16 protein-coding genes are annotated in these 19,970 nt (G+C 35.7%); 2 read left to right on the forward strand and 14 right to left on the reverse strand.

Annotated elements, in window-relative coordinates; all coding sequences use genetic code 11:
• Position 1: 1 nt before the first annotated feature.
• Together B4N66_RS08970 and B4N66_RS08975 are read right to left on the reverse strand one after the other, a co-directional pair.
• Positions 2-679, reverse strand: a complete 678-nt coding sequence (locus B4N66_RS08970) for a peptidoglycan DD-metalloendopeptidase family protein (protein WP_291094083.1) — start codon at positions 677-679, stop codon at positions 2-4.
• A 72-nt stretch (positions 680-751) separates the two neighbouring features.
• Positions 752-1,162, reverse strand: a complete 411-nt coding sequence (locus B4N66_RS08975; RefSeq protein ID WP_291094085.1) for a hypothetical protein — start codon at positions 1,160-1,162, stop codon at positions 752-754.
• Between the two features lie 255 nt (positions 1,163-1,417).
• Here B4N66_RS08975 and B4N66_RS08980 point away from each other — a divergent pair, with 255 nt between their 5' ends.
• Positions 1,418-4,138 (forward strand): gliding motility-associated C-terminal domain-containing protein, encoded by a 2,721-nt coding sequence (locus B4N66_RS08980; RefSeq protein ID WP_291094087.1) that lies wholly within the window; start codon positions 1,418-1,420, stop codon positions 4,136-4,138.
• A gap of 116 nt (positions 4,139-4,254) precedes the next feature.
• Positions 4,255-7,287, forward strand: coding sequence for a T9SS type B sorting domain-containing protein (locus B4N66_RS08985; protein ID WP_291094089.1), 3,033 nt, complete (start codon positions 4,255-4,257; stop codon positions 7,285-7,287).
• Between the two features lie 324 nt (positions 7,288-7,611).
• On the opposite strand, the gene B4N66_RS16380 is transcribed toward B4N66_RS08985, so the two are convergent.
• From B4N66_RS16380 to B4N66_RS09040, 12 genes are all read right to left on the reverse strand, one after another.
• Positions 7,612-7,737 (reverse strand): superinfection immunity protein, encoded by a 126-nt coding sequence (locus B4N66_RS16380; RefSeq protein ID WP_366518009.1) that lies wholly within the window; start codon positions 7,735-7,737, stop codon positions 7,612-7,614.
• Positions 7,738-7,927: 190 nt separating this feature from the next.
• Positions 7,928-8,740 (reverse strand): T9SS type A sorting domain-containing protein, encoded by an 813-nt coding sequence (locus tag B4N66_RS08990; RefSeq protein WP_291094091.1) that lies wholly within the window; start codon positions 8,738-8,740, stop codon positions 7,928-7,930.
• 356 nt (positions 8,741-9,096) lie between these two features.
• Entirely contained in the window at positions 9,097-10,218 is a 1,122-nt protein-coding gene (locus B4N66_RS08995; protein WP_291094093.1) for an FG-GAP repeat domain-containing protein, read from the reverse strand.
• 141 nt (positions 10,219-10,359) lie between these two features.
• Positions 10,360-10,974 (reverse strand): hypothetical protein, encoded by a 615-nt coding sequence (locus tag B4N66_RS09000; protein WP_291094095.1) that lies wholly within the window; start codon positions 10,972-10,974, stop codon positions 10,360-10,362.
• Between the two features lie 275 nt (positions 10,975-11,249).
• A complete protein-coding gene (locus B4N66_RS09005) occupies positions 11,250-13,046 on the reverse strand; it encodes an SLC13 family permease (RefSeq protein WP_291094097.1) in 1,797 nt (598 codons plus the stop codon).
• A gap of 305 nt (positions 13,047-13,351) precedes the next feature.
• The gene (locus B4N66_RS09010; protein WP_291094098.1) at positions 13,352-14,293 is read right to left on the reverse strand and encodes an acyltransferase family protein; all 942 of its coding nucleotides are present in this window, start codon (positions 14,291-14,293) and stop codon (positions 13,352-13,354) included.
• 142 nt (positions 14,294-14,435) lie between these two features.
• A complete protein-coding gene (locus B4N66_RS09015; protein WP_291094100.1) occupies positions 14,436-14,786 on the reverse strand; it encodes a DUF2200 domain-containing protein in 351 nt (116 codons plus the stop codon).
• 410 nt (positions 14,787-15,196) lie between these two features.
• Complete coding sequence (locus tag B4N66_RS09020) at positions 15,197-16,591, reverse strand: hypothetical protein (protein ID WP_291094102.1); 1,395 nt, start codon at positions 16,589-16,591, stop codon at positions 15,197-15,199.
• Between the two features lie 22 nt (positions 16,592-16,613).
• On the reverse strand, positions 16,614-17,726 hold the full coding sequence (locus tag B4N66_RS09025; RefSeq protein WP_291094104.1) for a hypothetical protein: 1,113 nt from the start codon (positions 17,724-17,726) through the stop codon (positions 16,614-16,616).
• Positions 17,726-18,976 (reverse strand): OmpA family protein, encoded by a 1,251-nt coding sequence (locus tag B4N66_RS09030; protein ID WP_291094106.1) that lies wholly within the window; start codon positions 18,974-18,976, stop codon positions 17,726-17,728. Before B4N66_RS09030 ends, B4N66_RS09025 begins: the two co-directional genes overlap by 1 nt.
• A gap of 11 nt (positions 18,977-18,987) precedes the next feature.
• Positions 18,988-19,734, reverse strand: a complete 747-nt coding sequence (locus tag B4N66_RS09035; protein WP_291094108.1) for a hypothetical protein — start codon at positions 19,732-19,734, stop codon at positions 18,988-18,990.
• 2 nt (positions 19,735-19,736) lie between these two features.
• A complete protein-coding gene (locus tag B4N66_RS09040; protein ID WP_291094110.1) occupies positions 19,737-19,895 on the reverse strand; it encodes a hypothetical protein in 159 nt (52 codons plus the stop codon).
• Positions 19,896-19,970: the final 75 nt, after the last annotated feature.

The raw sequence follows: 19,970 nt of genomic DNA on the forward strand, positions 1-19,970 counted from the left end.
CTTAAATTTTTAATAATAAATTGGGGTTCGGACAATTGTTTTTGTAAAAATCCAAGTCCTTTTCACTGCAAACACCTGGATAATCACCTTGATATTCTCCTATGTTATTAATGATTTGGAAATGCAAATGAGCAGCATAATCTCCATTTACGTTTGCGTTTCCTAAGGTGGCTATTTTATCCCCTTTTTTTAACGGTTGATTAATTTTTAGCAAAGCTAAACTTTCTAACGAAAGATGTCCATAAAGCGTATAAAATTCACAATTTTTTAACGTATGCTTGATAATGATGGTTGGACCATAATCGCCTAATGCGTTATTGTTTTGAAAACTATGAATAACACCGTCCAAAGCGGCTAAAACTGATGTTCCTGCTTTAATCCATAAATCTAAACCAATGTGAATATTTCTTTCAGAAGAAGTATCTAACGAATTAAAAATTGAACTTCTTTGGTATAAATTTCGTTTTTCCATATAACCACCATAGGCTACTTTACCTTGATTTTTGGATAAATAATTTGTGATGAATGCTTCATACTCATCGGCTGTTTGAGGTTTGTGATTTTTTAATTCATTAGAATTTACAGACAAATCTAAGGGAACATAATCTGTATAAGGGATGGAGGTGTCAATAACTCTCACATCACTTTGTTGGGATAAAATTTCTTCTAGTGAATTCATTTTTCAAAGATACTCGCCCTTATTGTTTTATCTGTTAAATTGATTTTAAAATAATGATAATTAACAATCTTTTTACTTTTTGGTTGCCATCTTTCCTCCTAAATAAGCCATTGGAAGATAAGCCAATACTAAATCCAGTACATTAAACCACATTGGAGCAGGGAGCATAAATACATTCGCTATTCCGCCCAATAAGAAAAAAAAGCCAATGCCATAAGCAAACTTCATATGATGCGAAGCGGCTAATTTAGCAGCAAGAAAAGCTCCGATAAGTGTACCCAATGCATGAGCAAGAAAGGGAAAAATAAAATTTATAGGCTTAAACAAATGAATTGATGCTTTTAGTCCTTCAATAGTGGTAATATCTGCTCCCTCAGGAGGAGGAATGATTGAGCTGCTTATGCTAATCAAGGCCATGTTGATAGTACTTCCTATAACAATTCCGATTACAACTGCTACGATATTCTTAAAAATTGGATTCATTTTTTACTATTTATTGGTTATTTTTCAAATTTAATAAAAAAAAGTTTAGTAAATAGGCATCTTTCTACTATACATTACTACATCAAAATGAAAGAAACAGCATATTTTACATTGGTTTTGTGTTGTAGAATGATTGTTTTGAGTGTAACAGCACTATATCGTTATAAAATTATGAATTGTATAGTTTTTATAGCTCATAATTTTTAATTCAAAAAAAAATAACAACTATTTTTATGAATAACAAAAACTGAATTTATGAAATCACAAATACCCTCTTATTGTAAAGCATTTTTAATGATATACATTTTTACATCATTACTAAGTTCAAATTTGTTTGCTCAAAACCTACTCAACAATGGCGATTTTGAGTCGGGTGGAAGCGGAGTTGGTTTTTTGGTAACAGCATACACTTTGATTAACCCTGTTAACGGGACAAGTAGTCCAGGTCAATATGCAAGAACAACTAATCCAACATTAATGAATACAAATTACATTTCAGGAGGTGACCATACAACCGGTACAGGAAATATGTTAGTATTTGATGGTGCAACAACGGGAGGAGGGTTCTTTTGGACTACGGGTAATACAGGTGGAGCTATTGGCGGATTTACAGTAGGAACTAGTTATGTTTTTAGCTACTGGATTAAATCAGTTTCTAATGAAGTGACTAGCAATACTACCCGAGCAAATATTGGAGCATTTTTTGTTGGTGTAAACAATATAAGTCCACCAAATTTAAGTAATCTGGCTCCACTACCTGAAGAGGGTTGGAAAAAAGTTAGTTATTCTTTTATTGCTACAGCCCCTACTATTTTAGTTAGGTTGAGAACACTTAATGGTGGAGCTTTAGGAAATGATTTTGCAGTTGATGATTTTGTTATAGAAGAAGGATCTTTGCCTTTAGAAGGATCATTTACATTTATTAATCCAACTTGTCCAACTTCAACAGATGCTTCCATCACAGTTTCAGTAGTTGGAGGTTCTTTACCTTATGGGAATTTCAATTTAATAGGACCTGTTACACTTTCAAATACCACCGGAATATTTTCCAATTTACCACAAGGAACCTATACTATTTCAATAATTGACAGCAGTGGTGAGGAATACAGCGTTAATAATATTGTTTTAGCTGCTCCAAACGATTTAATCATTAGTGAACCCGCTACAATTTGTGAAGGTGAAACTACAGAATTAACAGTGAGTGCTGGTATCAATTCCTATACATGGACAGCAAGTCCACCGGATAGTTCTATTACTGATCCAAATGCTGCTACGCAGAATGTTAGTCCGTTAGTTACTACAACTTACACTGTTACTTCAGGTGTTGAAATATCTCCGACAAATTTGGTTTTTAATGGTGATTTCACATTGGGAAATGTAGGATTTACAACCGATTACACTCAAGTTGCCAATCCAAATCCGTTTGGAGTTCAATCGTCTTATGATATAGTTCAAAATCCAAATGCTTGGTTTGCACCGTTTGCTTCGTGTGGTGATCATACAACCGGAGATGGAAATTTAATGGTTTTTGATGGTTCTACAGACCCAACGGGAACTATTCGAGTATGGTGTAATGAAGATTTAATTAATGTTGAACCCAATACAGATTATACTTTTTCTTACTACATCGCTTCTGTGGCACCGGAAAATCCGGCTTCGATGGTTGTTGAGATTAATGGTGTTTCGTTAGGTGCCGCTTTGGACGCTCCTTCAACTACCTGCTTATGGACACTGCATTCGTTTTCATGGAACTCCGGTTCCTCCACAACAGCATCCATATGTATTTTTAATTTAGAATTTGCTAATAATGGAAATGACTTTGCTTTGGATGATATTTCCCTTGCCGAAACTGTAACTTGTTTGTATGAAAAAAGTGTTACAATAACAGTTAATCCGCAAGTAATACCAACTTTTAATGCAGTTAATGCAGTTTGTACTGGAGGTACATTATCAGCTTTACCAACCACTTCCTTAAACGGAATTGAAGGCAGTTGGTCACCGGCTCTAAATAATACAGCCACTACTACTTATACATTTACACCGAACGACACTAGTAGTTGTATTTCAAATGCATCTTTAACTATTCAAGTTTTACAATTATCAACACCTGATTTTGAAGCGGTAAGTCCAATTTGTTCAGGCGAAACTTTGAATCCATTGCCAACTACCTCACAAGACGGTATAGTAGGTTCTTGGTCACCTGCATTAAACAACACCGCAACTACTACGTATACATTCACACCAAATGCAGGGCAATGTGCGACTACAGCAGTACTTACAATTCAAGTCACATCGCCCGTAATTCCTACGTTTGAAGTGATAGAACCGATTTGTATTGGTTCTACTATTGATGAATTGCCCACGGTTTCAACTAATGGAATAAACGGAACTTGGTCGCCATCATTAAATACTTTAGCCACAACAACCTATACCTTTACACCAGCCGATGGAGAATGTGCCTTGAATGCAGAGCTCACGATTACCGTTACTTCTGCTCCCCAATTTACTATTTCACAAGGTTGTGTGGGTTCGAGTTACACGTTAAGTGCTGTGGCTGAATCAACTAATGGAACTATTTCTTACACATGGTTTAATCCGTCTGATATTCAGATTGGAACAAATGATTCGGTTACCATTTCTTCTGGAGGAACATACAGATTGGTTGTTTCACAAAATGGATGTAGTAATGAGGAGATGGTGAATGTCATAAGTACTTTATGTGGTATACAGAAAGGTATTTCACCTAATAATGATGGACTTAATGACAGTTTTGACCTTTCTTCATATAATGTTAATGAATTACAGATTTTCAATCGCTATGGAATTGCTGTGTACAACAAAGCAAATTATAGCAATGAATGGTTCGGACAGTGTAATAAGGGTAATGAATTACCGGATGGAACTTACTACTATGTTATCAATTTTGAAGATATTGAAGCCAAAACAGGTTGGATTTACATCAATAAAGCGTATTAAACATTAAATCATAATTTAGAAATTGTTATAATTCTATCAGAAAAAGTATTGAAGATTAGTTTTTTATTTAAAAAAATCTACTTCAATGTTAATTGCAAAGCATAATATTACCAAAAATGAATCATTTAAAAATAATAACTGCCTTTTTTCTTCTATTATCCTCATCAATCACTTTTGCTCAATTGGGTTTTTGTACGGGAAGTAAAGGCGAACCTATTTTTACTGAAAATTTTGGAAATGGAACAAATTACGGTCCTGCTTTACCAGCCGGAACAACAAATTATAACTTTGTAGTAGGAAACCCCAACGATGGGAGTTATACCCTATATTACAGAACAAATCTTTACAGCACTTGGCATTATTCGTTAGACCATACACCTGACGCTACCAATGGAGTGAATGGAAAGACATTGATAGTGAATGCAAGTGCTAACACAACAGGAGATTTTTACAGACGCGTAGTAACTGGATTATGTGTGAACACTACGTTTGAGTTTTCGGCTTGGGTAATGAATGTTTATAATCCGGGTTCGGGTTTTTGTGGTGCAAGTGAAATTCCTATTAATGTAAGGTTTGAAATATGGAATGATACAGAAACAGTTCTGTTAGGCTCAGGTAATACTGGTAATATCATGGGAACAGCATCACCCCTTTGGTTGCAATATGCTCTTGTTTTTACCACAGGAAGTGAAACCTCAGTCGTTCTAAAAATGAAAAACAATGGATTAGGAGGTTGCGGAAATGATTTAGCAATCGACGACATTGAATTTAGAGCTTGTGGAGAATTAACCACCATTACTAGTCCGCCGATGTCAGGGCAGACCTTTCAAGCGTGTTCTAGCGAAGCTCCTTTTTCTTTAACTTTTCAAGCTGCTACAACAGGTGCTTCGCCTCATTTTTATCAATGGCAGTCCAGTAGCGATGGAACAACTTGGACAGATATTCCGGGAGAGAATTCTGCTACTTATACGGCTTCAAACATCACTTCCACAACTTATTTTAGAACAAAAGCAGCTCAAGATATTGCCAATTTGAATAATAGTTTTTGTTCAACTATTTCAAATGTTTACACGGTTTCATTTTTAAATTCACCAACTATTCCAATAAGTAATGGTGATATAGAAATTTGTGGTAACGATACTTTTCCGGCACTTTCTGTTACTGCAAATGCCACTTCGGGCGTCAATTGGTATGATGCACCCACCGGAGGTAATTTGCTACAATCAAACTCCTCCACATATACGCCTTCTGCAGCCGGAATTTATTATGCTGAAACGTTTGATTTAACATCAAACTGTTTAAGTGCTACAAGAATTCCGGTAGAATTAACAATAGTGCCACTGCCCACCGCTTCGATTTCAAGTACAAGTCCAATTTGTGCCGGTAATAGCACGGTAGTTTCTTTTAATGGGACTCCCGATGCCGAAATCACCTATAAAATTGATGGAGGAGTAGACCAATTTATTACTTTAAATTCAAGTGGCTCTGCAAGTATTACGACACCGGTTTTAAACGCAAATTCTACATATAGTTTAGTTAGTATTGCATCGCCTATTTCAGCCAGTTGTAATCAAACTATTTCAGGATCAGTAAGCATTACAGTTAATCAACCACCCACAGCTTCCATTTCAGGTAATGTCACTCTTTGTTCCGGTGATAATGGAACAATACAATTTATTGGAACCCCAAACGCAACAGTTTTTTACTCCATTAACAGCGGACCAATTCAGTTTGCTGTTTTAAATGCCACAGGTGAGAGAGCTGTTGCGATTTCCAATATCACTACAACTACAGTTGTAGCACTTACGGAAGTGAGAACAACGGGAGCAAGCGGTTGTTCGCAAACGTTAAATCAATCCATCACGTTTACGGTTGTTCTATTGCCAACCGCTGCCATTTCGGCTAGCCCATCAGCTATATGTGAAGGTGAGACAACTGTGCTTACCTTTACCGGAACACCTAATACACAAATAACTTATAACCAAAATAGCGGAGCAAATCAAACAATAGATTTGAATGCTAGCGGAACAGCAACTGTAACAACTGAGGCAATAACTTCCGCTACAACATTTCAATTGGTGAGTGCAGAATTGCTACAAAGTCCATTTTGTTTTCAATCTGTTTCAAGTGTGGTGACAGTTACGATTAATCCAACTCCAACCGCTACTTTTAGTGGCGATTTAGCGTATTGTTCAGGAGAAACAACGGCAATTTCACTAACATCTAGTTTAGCAGGAACAACATTTACATGGACAGTTGTTCAAAACGGAACTACAGGAGCTACAGCGGGTAACGGTAATCAAATTAATCAATTACTTTCGGTAAATAATGGTGATGGAACAGCAATTTATACAGTTACTCCTCTTTTCAACGGCTGTGCAGGAAGTCCTATTGCAATTGAAGTTGACGTTTTTGCAATTCCTAATCCTTCTTTATCAGATGGAGCCATTTGTTTACTTTCCGGAAATACTTCTGCTCAACCGTATGTGTTAGATACCGGTTTCACCACTTCCGATTATAGTTTTGAATGGTATTTTGAAGATGTTTTAATTCCAAATGCAAATGATAGCACATATGAAGCTTTTCAAATAGGAGAATATGCTGTTGTTGCGACTAATCTTATTTCAGGTTGTGTTTCTCCAGTAGAAACTGCTATGGTTATTGAATCGGTTTTGGGTGAAAGTTTACTCATTGAGCAATCAGAGGCGTTTAGTGAAAATCCAACAATTACTGTAACCGTTGTGGGTGGAGTAGGACCTTTTTATTATCAATTGGATGATTTTGGTTTTCAAACCTCTAATGTTTTTACGAATGTAGCTCCCGGTTTTCATACAATTACAGTAGTAGATGATAGCTTGTGTACAAACCTGACAGGAACAGCAACGATTATAAATTACCCTAAATTTTTTACTCCCAACGGTGATGGTTACAACGACACATGGAATATTTCCGGAGTAGATGGTTCTTCCATTATTTATATTTTTGATCGTTATGGTAAGTTGATTAAGCAAATTAGTCCGTTAGGAACAGGATGGGATGGTACCTACAACGGTCAACCTGTCTTTTCAAGTGATTATTGGTTTATGATTGATTATCCGGAAAACGGAATACCTAAGACTTTTAAATCACATTTTAGTTTGAAGCGATAGTCACAGAAATCTTTTTTAAACATTTAATGTCAGGATTTGGTATAGTAGCTCTAATTAGAATAAACAGCCCCGAAATGTTGTTCCCAATGCATAATTCTTTGATCTATTTGTTCTAGTGTTGGGCGGGAATAAATTCCATATACACAAGCAATTAATAGTACAATGCAAATAATCAATAGAAAAGTGTTTAGATTTATTTTTTTCATAATTGTTTATTTATGTGAATTTTATTTTTTTATAGAGTGAGGAACAAGTGAGATTATCATTTTCATTGTTCTACAAATTTATTTGATTTTGAACTATTTTTCCTTCTGCATTCAAAGCTCAGAAAAAAGATATAAACCAGCCTATAACGGTCCAAGCAGTTAGTAAATTAAAAATAATAATGTATTTCCAGTTTTTCTTATCTCTACCAATTACCGATGAGATAAAGTAGACAAAAAATCCCACTATTCCTGCTACTATCTTTTCAATTGTAATGTCATTATTTTCAAAGGTAAAATCACTATTTTGTAAAGCTTGTCCCTAAACAAAACCGGTAATGAATAGCAAGATTACAAAGGTTAGTTTTTTATTATCATAAACAATTGAGCTAACTATTCTAAATGACCAAAATTTTAGGTTTTGTTAGTTAATGAATTTATTTCTTTATCAATCTTCTAATTTTGGAGGTATTATTTCCAATAATTTTAATTAAATAGACTCCATTTGAAAGAGATGAAATATCTATAATTTGTTCATCAGAAGTTATAGTGCCGCTTTTTACTTTTCTTCCCATGACAGTATGGATTTCATATTTATTTTCTGCTGATAATGAGTTTGACATGATTGTAAAAATGTCTTTTGTGGGGTTTGGATAAAGTATAAAATCCTCTTTTGCAGTTTCATTATCATCAACATTCAGCGATTCTCTTACAGGTACAGGAAATGAATCACAATCCATAGGGGTTCCAAATTGGATTTCAACTCCTTGTTTTGAATAACATTTTAGATATGTATTTGCTTCAATCCCTTGTTCGCAAGTAGGACCAACTTTTCCTATGCCTTCAATGACTCCACAATTGTCACAATCAATATTACTTTTAATTCTTTTTAAAGGCACAGAACCCAAATAGTTTGTTTCAAATGATTCTACGTCACAAGTCGCACCAAATTCAGGAAAAATGTCTCCAATTTGTGCATTTATTATTTGTTGATTATCGAATTCTTCAACATCTTGATCATTATTCTGATCGTATATGTAGAATTTACCCGATACATCTTCCCTGATATAATAAGGTCCATGAAGACTTAATTGAGTAGTAGTATTTCTAAAAAAAGATGTATGAGATAGCGTTTTTCTATATTTTTTATAGTATACATAACCATTTATTGTTTCATAACCGTCAAAATATATAGTGTAATAACTTGAATAACCAAAACCACCTGCATAATATCTCCATTCAGAAGTCATGTCTAAATAGTTACTATATACTGTTTGCGAAAAGCTATTATTTATCCAGAATACAAAAAATGAAATAAGTATAAGTCTCCTCATAATGAATTAATTTTATTGTCTTTATCAAATCTACATTTTTTATATTTCAAATATACAAAAGATAATGTATGAATTTTAAATAAGAAATTCCAACATTCTTAAAACGGAAAAAAACTGGTATCACAAAGAAAGCCACGATTCAAATGATTATGTTTAGAGGTAAACCAACTTTGATGTAGTCTTTAAGTGTATAATTTCCGAGCGAATAGACAATTGTGTTGGTTGGGTTGCAAATGGGCTTGATAAAAAAATTTTATCTAAGGTTTGGCAAACTACTTTTTATGGAAAATATTTAGATAGTAAAGATTAAAATCATCGGAATTGGCTACAATAATGTCCATCCAGCCATCGGAATTTATGTCTCCAACGGTTACGTCATATGTTCGGGCGGCGTGATCGGTTAGATTAATTTCCTCGAACGATTTTCCATCTACGTTAATGAAAACGGTATTTGGTTTTAGGTAATTGCCTGTCACAATATCCATCAAACCGTCTTTATTAAAATCGGAGAGGGCAATGCTGTAGGTGTCGGTGTCTTCACTACCAAAATGTAGCGTTTCATTGAAGGTGAAATTTTTTGTTCCAAAGTAGATAATGTTGGCTCCTTTGAGATTGCCGGTCACAATATCTAAATATCCGTCATTGTTCATATCTGCTATGGCGACAGAACGTGTTTCAAAAGTTCCTGTGCCAAAATCAAGCTTTTTTTCAAATTGACGATTGCCTTTGTTTAGTAAAATTTCATTCGGAATATTGTCTCTGTTTGCCAAAACCAAATCGGGTAGGTTATCACCGTTTAAATCGTGTATGGCAATATCGATAGTGGAGTTTTTTGTTGTTTGTAATTTTACGCAATCAAAATCCAGTTTACCATTGTTGTAGCAAATGATGTTTTGTTGACCTCTGTTGGTAATGATAAAATCGATGAAACCGTTGTTGTCAAGATCTCCTAGAGCGACATTTCGGGCATTAGAAAGTTCTGCAACTTCTGAATGAAATGTAAAAATTCCTGAACCATTGTTTAGGTAAATTTTATGCGGTGCATTATCGTTTATTTCTAAAATGTCTAAATCACCGTCGTTATCTAAATCTACTAATTCGGCAGCATAGCTGGTTGAACTCAAATTATCTAACGGAATCATAGAATTAAAACCTCTGCCGGAATTGAAGAATATATAATTTGTTTCCGGCCAATGTCGTCCATTGGCAACCACTGCATCCATTTTTCCATCGTTGTTAATGTCTCCCAAACTAATTGACGCCGTTCTCTGTTTTGTTAAGCCAAAACTAAATCGTGGTTCTTCAGGGTTCATATCATATACTGAACGAAAACCACGTGTTTGAGCATATGATAGGAGGGAGTTGAGGAGGAAAAAGTAGATTATTTTTTTCATTGGTTGTTTAGATTAACGGTTTGAGACTTTGAGAGGTTGCGGTCTAATTAAACCAAAACTTTTGATTAAACACTGAACTCAAAGACACAAAACCAACTTTAAATCAAGCCCAAAACCCGCAGTCTTGCAAAACCTGTGTTACTACACATTTTTTTTTATTTCCATAATTATTCCATTGAACAAATACTTCCCAATAGGTAATCTACTTATGAAATTCTGAAACTGTTTTTCTAAATCAATTTCGTTGTTGATGATTTCAAGTGTTTTTCTTGCATCCATAACTTCATTGGGTATTTCAACTGTATTTGTTTTATAATAATAGTCAGATTTTAATTCCCAATAAGAAGCACTTTGATTTATACCCTTTTGAAGAAGATTAAAAATAATTGTTGTTCCATCTAGGCCTATAATACAGTCTTTAATTTCATTAAAATCCTTCAGTTTTTCATATCCGCTATTTTTCAATTCAGTCATTAACTTTTCAACCATCTTTTCAGGAATTTTTATTTTTTGGGAAATTTTACTTTTTTGCTCTTCCTTTCTGTCAGTTTTCCATACGGAATGTATTAGGCTGCCTTCAAATTTACCATTATTGAGTTTAACTAATTCTAATCTTTGAAACTCAGCCACGTCAATTCGATATATCTCTTTGTGTAAAAAACTATCAAATTCGGTTAAATTATGTTCATAATTAGTTTGACCGAAAGCAAATGTTCCTATTATAGATAAAAATAATATGAAGTAATTTTTTTTCAAAATGTGTGGTAACTTATTTATATGTCTAACAATCCTCAGATTTATTCCCTCAAATTTAATAAATAAATCTTACAAATCATCAAAAGCACTTTATTCACTGATTTTGTTTTGAAGCACAATCTCCTAGCCCCGATTGGAATGGAAAGCCTTGAGCAGACGAAGCTGATTTTTTCTTGCTGACCCCAAAGCGACCAACGGAAGCTCTTGGGGCGGCTTAGAAAAAACAGCTTTGGCAAACAAGCTTGGAATGAAAAGCGGGAATAGCTTCTAAAAAATTAATTAAACGGAAAAAACAGCGGTATCACAAATACAGCCACGATCCAAATAATAATATTCAAAGGCAAACCGACTTTGATGTAATCTTTAAAAGTGTAATTTCCGGGTGAATAGACCATCGTGTTGGTTGGGTTGCAAATGGGCGTCATAAACGTGTAGGCACATGCAAACATAATGGCAATCAGGAAGGGTTGATAGTTCACTTCCATACTCAAAGCGAACTGAATGGCGATGGGTGCCATTAATGCGGCAGCGGCTTTTCCGGAGAGGATATTGGTGGCAATGAGTGTAACTAAATAGACGAACGCTAATGTAATGTGCAAATCGAAATTACCGAGATTAGTGGCTAAAAAGTCGGCAATGATTTTGGAAGTGCCTGTTTTTTCTAAGGCGGTTCCCATGCTTAACACACCGGCAATCATAAAAATTACTTTCCAATCGATGGTGTCGTAGGCTTCTTGGGGTTTCAAGACATTGAGAACCACAAGGGATAAGCAGCCCACCATTCCGGCAACGACAATCGAGGTAATTCCCATTGCAGCGGCTGTAATTACGCCGACTAAGATGAGTACGCTAATAATCGCTTTGCGTTTATCCAGTTTTTGACTTGCAATTTCTTGGAGCGGAAAAAGCATTTTGTGCTTTATCATTTCATTAAAGGATTCGGCAGAGGAATCGACCACCAAAACATTTCCTTCGCTAAGTTTAAAGTTGCCTAAATTTGAAAACCTGTTTTTCTTTAAATTTCTCACTGCTAAAACATTGGCACTGTATCTTTCTCTGAATTTGATGTCATTTAACGTTTTTCCTGCTAGTTTGGAACCAAAGGGGATGATGGCTTCATATAACTGATTTCCTTTTCCACTTTCATCAATAAAATTACTAAAGAGCGGTTTATCATCTTCTAAAGTATAATTTTTATCGTGTCGGATGTCGTTGAGTTCGTTAAAATGAATGACGATTTTCAGATGGTCATTGGCTTTTAATTTCCATCGTTCTTCCAGTTTGTTTTTTCGGTTGTTGAGGTTGTTTACTTCGATGATTTCGACGTTGTATTTTTGCCTGAGAATGCTTTCGGCGATGGTTTTACCGATGTCGGCACTATTCTCATTGATAATAATTTCGGTAATGAATTGGTTGGATTCTTGTTGCATATCGTCTACCAAACTATTTCTTTTGGGCAATAAAAATGGAGCAACAAACAACAGATAGATAAATCCGACAGAAGTGATTATTAAAGCCGGAATAGCAAAACTAAACATTTGAAACCCCGGTAAACCGTTATCTTCGGCATAACCGCTCACGACTAAATTTGCACTCGTTCCGATGATAGTGGTCGCTCCGCCCATCGCAGCGGCAAAAGAAATTGGCAACAATAATTTGGAAGCACTTATCGAACTTTTGCTGCTCACTTGCAACACAATCGGAATCATAATTGCCACCACAGCCGAGTCGTTGATGAAAGCCGAAAACACAGCCGTAATCACACAAAACACGACGAGCGTTAACGCGTAATTCTTCTTACCGATTTTGACTAAAATGTCCCGAAATCCCTTGAGTAGGCCCGAATTTAGGACGGCGTAGCTCATCACCATCATACAAGCAATGGTGATGGGAGCACTGTTGGTGAAGCCCGACAAACCTTCTCTGTAATCCAAAATTCCCGTGACGATGAACAGCGTCATAATGATGATAGACGACGTATCGATGGTGAAATATTCTTTGACGAACAGAAATATACCAATCAGAATGATGATTAGTGTTATGTATATGGAGATGTATTCGGATGAAAACATAAATGGGGCTTTACTTATGCTTTCAAATATAGGAAATTATGTTGGTTTTTTAGGGAATGAAAAAGTTAGTTATTACTCTATCAAAAAGCAATAGTTAATAAATTCAATTTGAAATTTTATTGATAATTAGTTGTTGAATGTCTTGTATAGTAGAATTGTATCTCACATCAATCCTAATTTCTCTTCCTTCGGCATACACTTTAACTTTCTTTAGCTCTATTTTAAGTACTTTCTACAATTTGTCCTAATTAAAGAGATGAGACCGTAGAGTTGGAATAGCCAACAAAGATAAAAGTAAACTAGCCTTATTCCGTTGTGTTTCGTTTGTTGTGAGCAAGTTTCATAAAGAATTTTTCAAAATAGTTATATACATAATAGCTTACTACCAAAGTTAAAGCAATAGAAAAAAACAGTTTGCCAAATCGGGGAGGGTAAAGGTTGTGAGTGCCTAGATAAGCAATTAAAATCCCGGTTAATTTCCAAATGATGGGATGAATTAAGTAGATGGAGTAACTAGTTTCGCCTAATAAAGTTAATGGTTTGTGTATAAATTGAGGAAATTGGTAGTGTAATTTATAAAAGCAAAAACAAATAAGGAAACAACACGTAGTAAAAATTAGTCGGTTTACTCCGGTTACAATATGGATTGGGTTTCCTGCTGCCGGATAGAATGTAAAGATGGCTATCCCAAAGAAGAGTAAGGCAAAAACGATTGTGTTTTTTATTTTGTGGTGGTTAAAAAAGTAACCAATCAAGAACCCTCCAAGAAAAAGAAATACTTGATTGAGCGGATTGACATAGGTTCTCCATTGTTCATTTAAATCGATTTTCGGATCAAGTTTAAGAAAGGCAAAATAAAGGTAAAGTGCAAGTAAGACAATAGACAACAAAAGCATTAATGGCTTAAACTTCTTTACAAACAATATAAAAAAAGGAAAGAAAGCGTAAAAAACCAATTCGTTCCCTATAGACCAAACGCCTGGGGAAAAGTAGGTATCCCAACTCACAAATCCGAATAATCCGGATAAGTTGAGAAACAAATCATTAAAGTTCGGCATATTTCTCGAAAGCAGTATGGCAACAATGGTAACGAGCCACAATAGAGGAAATATTCTAAAAACCCTTTTCTTAAAAAACGACAAAAGATCATCTTTGGAAGGCTTCATTTTTTGATTATAGACATAAAATAGGGTTAGCCCACTCAGTACATAGAAAATGGAAACCCCATAAATTCCTAGTCTTCCCATGAAAGTGTCGGCAGAAAATTAAGTTGAACTCCACGATAAATAGTGATAAATCATAATTCCAAAGGCGGCTAAACCTCGTAAGTAATCCAAATTATATAGTCTATTCATCGTAGAATGTTTCTTCTTTTTAATTTATGCCTTTCTATTTTCTTAAAATCTTCTCCATTGTTCTGCCTTTGGCCAATTCATCTATCAGTTTGTCGAGGTAACGAATTTGTTGCATGAGTTTTTCTTCGATATTTTCTACACGGTAGCCACAGATTACGCCGGTTATTTTAGAAGCATTGGGGTTTATTTGTGGAGCTTGTGCAAAAAATGTTTCAAAATCAGTTTTTTGATCCAAGTGGTCTTGCAGGTTTTGGGCGTTGTAGCCGGTGAGCCAGAGAATAATTTCGTTTACTTCGGCTTTAGTGCGACCTTTTTTTTCTGCTTTGGTGATGTAGTGGGGATAGACACTAGCAAAAGACATTTTATAGATTTTGGTATTAGTCATTGTAGTTGTTTAGTTTGGTAAAAATAAGTTTTTTATGCAAATATTGGATTATTATTAAAATGGATTATTGATTTTTTATCAAATAAGTCATGTAGGTTAATGACTTTATTGAAGTGAATATAAGTTAGTTTTAGTGTTTGAATTGTTTACTCGCAGACTTTTAACGATGTTAAGAACTGATTTTTTTGTATTTGATTTTTGAAATTGAAATTGTTTTATGAAATGGTATTTCCTTAGTAGTACTAAACCCCAGCCCTGACCGAAACGGAAAGCCCACAGCACTACACGTGTGTTTTTTTTGCGGGAGGCAGAGCGACCTAAGGAAGCTCCTGAAAACCGCTTAAAAAAAAACACGTGTAGAGCGAGGACTTGCAGTGTAGGGCAGGATAAGCTGCCAAAAAAACAATAATTTAATTAATTCGGTAGGCAATAATTGTGTTTTCTTGCCACCAAGCTCCTCCAAAATTTTCTAAGGTGTTTGTGGTATTCACAACTTCAGTTGCTCCTGCAATGTAGTAATAGGTACGATTGCCGGCTGTTGCATTATTAATTATCACTGTACCCTGAACTAAAGAATAATAAGAAGATCCCGGATAGTTTCCGCTTACAAAGTAACTTCCTTGAATGTCGGTTGAAATCGTTGGGTTTACAGCTGCCGAATTTGAAAACGAAGTACGAAGCCAAAAAGAGGAATTGTTTGGTGTTACTGTCGCAGCACCGCCGGTTCTTCGCATTAACATTGTTACATTCACAGCCCATCGACCCGGTGGCAAAACTATTCTGGATCCGGTTTGCAAATAATTGGTTGTGTTGTATGGTATATTAATTCCGGTAGCTCCCAAAATACCAACTACATTGTTAATGGAAATGGGTTGCCAACTGGCTACTCCGGTGGCAGTAGAGGTGAGTACTCGTCCGTTGGCTTGCGTTCCGTCAACAATTCGAACTGTTCCGTTAACATGTAATGAATTGGAGGGAGCAGTTGTATTGATACCCACATTACCTCCCAGTGGTTGTAAACTCAGCGGATCCGCAGAACCACCAAAACCGGACTGAATCCAAGCGGAATAACTATCTGCAAAATCAGCTTTTCCGATGTCTAACCCTTCGGTAGCATTAAGTGCTAATCGTAAAATTCCATTACTGGTTGCACCGGGGTACGCAGGAGCATTTCTTGTTCCTTGCACGGTTAGTCTAGCAGGTGCTACGGTATTACTGATGCCAACATTGCCATTGTCGTTAATACGGAAACGTGAAATTCCGGTGGTTACCAAATCTAATGTATTGGTAGCTGGTCTCCACATTCCGGTGTCTTCATCGCCCATCCAAGAGTAAGTGGGTTGTGTAATTAGTCCATTATCATAGGATCTTAATCTACCGTTGTTTGTAAAATTAAATCGCGGGTTGTTATTGGTGCGAACACGAAAATCTACATCATCAGTTGTTCCAATGAAGTTATCAGTTGGATTGGTTCCGCTGTTTCCTGTCGTGGTCCAATCTCTGCCATCTGAACCAACGGCCACCCAGCGAGTGCCATTCCAATAGTAAAATCCGGCAACAACATTATCCGGACTAACGCCCGCAGGAGTGGTGTTGTAAACCAACGTGGATGTAACCAATGCTCCACCTTGTGGATTCACTACGGTTGTGTTATCGATAGCGGAAAGTAGAGCAACACGAGGAATTAATAACCCATTATTAGTTGAAGTAATATCCATCATTGCATTGGGGTTGGTGGTGTTTACACCTACTTGCGACAGGACGGCAAAAGGGGAGATGAGCAGAAGAAAAATGAATTTTTTCATAACATTAGTGGTTAGTGTAGTATTAGTTTACCGGAGGAAAGTATTGTTTGCCTAAATCGGTGGCTTTTGAAGCAATTTCCTCCTGAATTTGCTTTATTTGATTGTCAATCGCTTTCCGGCATTCACGACCTTTTTGGTGAGAAGGACAATTTTTGCGTTGTGCCCGCAAATTTGTGATTTCGTTTTGTTTGTTTTTTAACCAGCTCACCACGTCATCTACTCTTGCTTTTCCGGATGGAAGATGATAATCAAAGGCGATAATGCGGTAGTTTTTGGTAGTAATGCCCCATGTATCAATTTTTTCCAGGTTTAGCAGTTTCATTACTCCTTCATTCGTTTCTGTTACAGCTAAGAACTGTTGTCTTTGCTCCAAAACATTCTTAAAAATACCCACACCAAAACCCATGATAGGAACGCCGGTGGCAATTTGGGCTTCTTCTTTTGCCATCCAAAATGTAATTTGCTTTTTATGTCCGCTTTCGTCAGTAAAGTGACCTTTGTATGGTTCTAAACCAGAATTGTTTATCCCTAAACCTGCATTTTCTTTGGCACTATTTAAAACCTCCAATGTCTTTAAATGTTGATCGGTTATAATGCCGGAAAAGCTTAATCCGGAAGGCATTTTAATGCATAGTTTACCTTCTTCTGCATGCGTCATAAATAGCATCCAATCGTTATTGGCATTGCGAATTAGGAATTCAAACGTGTATTTTTGCAGAAAAGGATTAGATTTAAGCGGAACAAAAAGTGGGTTTTCTGTAATTTCTGTTCCGTGCATATACATCGAATTATCGTTGCTATTGACTTTATAGCGAATATTACCGGATTTTCCATCGATAGAAAAATATTGTTCGATTTCGTAATCGAATTGAAAAACGCCGGTAGTTTCGGTTGGATTAGGACTAATCAAAGGTACTTGATCAAAATATTTCGTATCATCAAACGGAGTACCTTGTTCAATGATGGGAATGGATTCTACTTTTCCGTCGTGATTCCAACGTACTTTCATTTCGTGTACACGATGAACAGCAGCGGCTTCGTGTTGGTCTTGAAACGGATTAGGAATAACGCCAAAAGCCATTCCGGCCGCCGTGGCAGAAGCTAAACCTATAATCACTTTTACGGTTGTTTTCATTACTGGATGGCTTTGAATTCTACCCGTCTGTTTTGTGCTTTTCCTTCTGTGGTGCTATTAGTAGCTATCGGTTCATCTTCACCACGACCTTGAAATTGAAGACGATTTTTATCAATACTCATTTTATCGATAAAATAATTCATCACAGCTGCAGCTCTTGCTTTGGATAGTGTCATGTTTTTTACTTCATCGCCATCACTGTCGGTATGACCAATAATGTTAATTTGCATGGAACGATCTTCTTGCAGTACTTTTCCAATTTTTTCAATGATTTCAAATGATTCTTTTTTGATTTTATCAGAACCGGAGTCAAACAAAATTTGGTTAGTTGAAAATCCTCCTTTTAAAATTTTGGAGCGAATATCTTCGCCTTCTTCTGTGATTTTTATGTTGGAAAGAGCTACAATATGGTTTTCCTTGGCATCCGTTCCTTTTAAATAAAATTGAATATAGTTCCCTAAATTATTGGTTAACAAGGAAGGTAAATCAATCACTTTTTCGTTATCGATGTACACACGAAGTCTTGAACTATTAACAACAACTGTAAAATGCATCACAGAATTTAGTTTTTCCTGCATTTGAAACGGAATGGAGTTGTTGATTTTTGAAGTAGAATTGCCCCAGTTTTCCACTTGAATCTTGTTGGAAACGGAGGAACCTTTCCATAAAGAAAAACCAAATTTCCCTCCCTTTTTAGGTTTGTTCAGTGTTTTTTCTCCTGAAAACACAACACCAAAACCCGAACCTGATAAGGCTTTGTAATCGAGGTTTTCTGTAATTAAATCAAATTCTAATGCATAATTTTCAGGAAGTTTTCCGGTTTTGGCGATATAGTTTCCGTTTGGATTGAGTTGAAGGGCTTTGTTTCCATCCACAACAATAACTTCGCCTCCGGAATTGGTTTCCCAATTGGCGGGGAAATCTCCTGTGGCATCTTGCGAAAATGTTTCACTGTAAATCACATTACCACCCGGAAAAAATTGACTACCTGTTACAATCTCTTTTTTGGATTGAGCATTGTTTTTTTCAGTTTTAGACGAAGATTTTTTTGTTGTTTCTTTTGTTGACTTATCTTCTTCAAACACCTTATCTAATGCTTTATCTGTTTTTTTGGATGTTTCTCGTTCAACTCGTCTTTCAACGGTGCGTTCTGCTGCTTTTTCAGCTTTTTTGCCAAGTTTTTCAATAAATTGTGCTTGTAAAACGTTGGTAAAACAAAATAGAATGATGCATAAAAATATTGTTCTCATACGTTTAAAATTTATAAGTTTCTGTTGCTATACGTAAAAGTGTATTGAAATCCGCCTCCACTAGTAAGGTTATAAATTACTGTAGAAATCATATCATTTTGGTTGCGGGTGTGAATAGGTTCCAAATCCTGCACGCCAAATTCAAAGCGATTGATTTGTTGGGTACTCATGTAATAGAAATCCATCCCTGAAAAAAGAGCAAATTCAAATTGATAAGCAATTTGTGGTTCAAGAAATTTGAATGTGCCGGACAGATTATTGTCTAATGTCAAGATAAGATCTGCAAAAAAGGTGTTTTCATACCGTACTGCGTTACCTTGTGAATTAAGAAAAAAGGAGAAGTTATCAGCTCCATCCACTAAAGTATAGGAATTTGTTGTTTCATCGTAAGTAACAGGGTAAGTTAATGTTGAACCGCCGTCAATTTCTACAATAGAAGAAAGGATACCGCTCGCATTATAAATGTAATTTCGTGTTTCACTATCTCCTGAATTGGTTGTTACTGTTTGTGTTAACTTATTATCGGTGTAGGTTAATGTTTTAATGGTATTATTTCCACTTGGATTTATTATTTCTACTCGACTGATTTGGTTTTGGTTGTTGTATTCCAATTCAATCGTTCTATTGTTTCCGGAATTGGTAAAATCAATTTTTTCGATAGTAGTAGGGAAGTAGCCTTGAGGTCGGTCATCATCACTGCTGCAACTTGTAACAGCGATGAGTAAGCAAATACTTAGGTAGGTTGAAATTTTTTTCATGGTTATTTTTTATTAAAGGTTGTTTTTTTGATTATTATTTTTTGGTGAATGATGTTAAGTTCATAGTCTCCTTTTTCTAAATGGTTGATGTTCAAGTAAATTATTTTATCGGGAAGCTTTTTGATTTTTGCTTCATAGGGTTGCCGATTTTTCTTTTGCATTTGGGATGGTTTTTGTTTTGGATAAAATTATTTCAAACCAAAAAAAATCCCTGTCACAGATGTAACAGGGATTTG

Source organism: Flavobacterium sp. UBA2787 (assembly GCA_002352205.1).
In the GTDB taxonomy this organism is placed as follows: domain Bacteria; phylum Bacteroidota; class Bacteroidia; order Flavobacteriales; family Flavobacteriaceae; genus Flavobacterium.

Excerpts from the sequence above, each read along its gene's own strand:
- B4N66_RS08970 (WP_291094083.1), bottom strand. The coding sequence starts at position 679 with ATGAATTCACTAGAAGAAATTTTATCCCAACAAAGTGATGTGAGAGTT.
- B4N66_RS08975 (WP_291094085.1), bottom strand. The coding sequence starts at position 1,162 with ATGAATCCAATTTTTAAGAATATCGTAGCAGTTGTAATCGGAATTGTT.
- B4N66_RS08980 (WP_291094087.1), top strand. The coding sequence starts at position 1,418 with ATGAAATCACAAATACCCTCTTATTGTAAAGCATTTTTAATGATATAC.
- B4N66_RS08985 (WP_291094089.1), top strand. The coding sequence starts at position 4,255 with ATGAATCATTTAAAAATAATAACTGCCTTTTTTCTTCTATTATCCTCA.
- B4N66_RS08990 (WP_291094091.1), bottom strand. The coding sequence starts at position 8,740 with ATGACTTCTGAATGGAGATATTATGCAGGTGGTTTTGGTTATTCAAGT.
- B4N66_RS08995 (WP_291094093.1), bottom strand. The coding sequence starts at position 10,218 with ATGAAAAAAATAATCTACTTTTTCCTCCTCAACTCCCTCCTATCATAT.
- B4N66_RS09005 (WP_291094097.1), bottom strand. The coding sequence starts at position 13,046 with ATGTTTTCATCCGAATACATCTCCATATACATAACACTAATCATCATT.
- B4N66_RS09010 (WP_291094098.1), bottom strand. The coding sequence starts at position 14,293 with ATGGGAAGACTAGGAATTTATGGGGTTTCCATTTTCTATGTACTGAGT.
- B4N66_RS09015 (WP_291094100.1), bottom strand. The coding sequence starts at position 14,786 with ATGACTAATACCAAAATCTATAAAATGTCTTTTGCTAGTGTCTATCCC.
- B4N66_RS09020 (WP_291094102.1), bottom strand. The coding sequence starts at position 16,591 with ATGAAAAAATTCATTTTTCTTCTGCTCATCTCCCCTTTTGCCGTCCTG.
- B4N66_RS09025 (WP_291094104.1), bottom strand. The coding sequence starts at position 17,726 with ATGAAAACAACCGTAAAAGTGATTATAGGTTTAGCTTCTGCCACGGCG.
- B4N66_RS09030 (WP_291094106.1), bottom strand. The coding sequence starts at position 18,976 with ATGAGAACAATATTTTTATGCATCATTCTATTTTGTTTTACCAACGTT.
- B4N66_RS09035 (WP_291094108.1), bottom strand. The coding sequence starts at position 19,734 with ATGAAAAAAATTTCAACCTACCTAAGTATTTGCTTACTCATCGCTGTT.
- B4N66_RS09040 (WP_291094110.1), bottom strand. The coding sequence starts at position 19,895 with ATGCAAAAGAAAAATCGGCAACCCTATGAAGCAAAAATCAAAAAGCTT.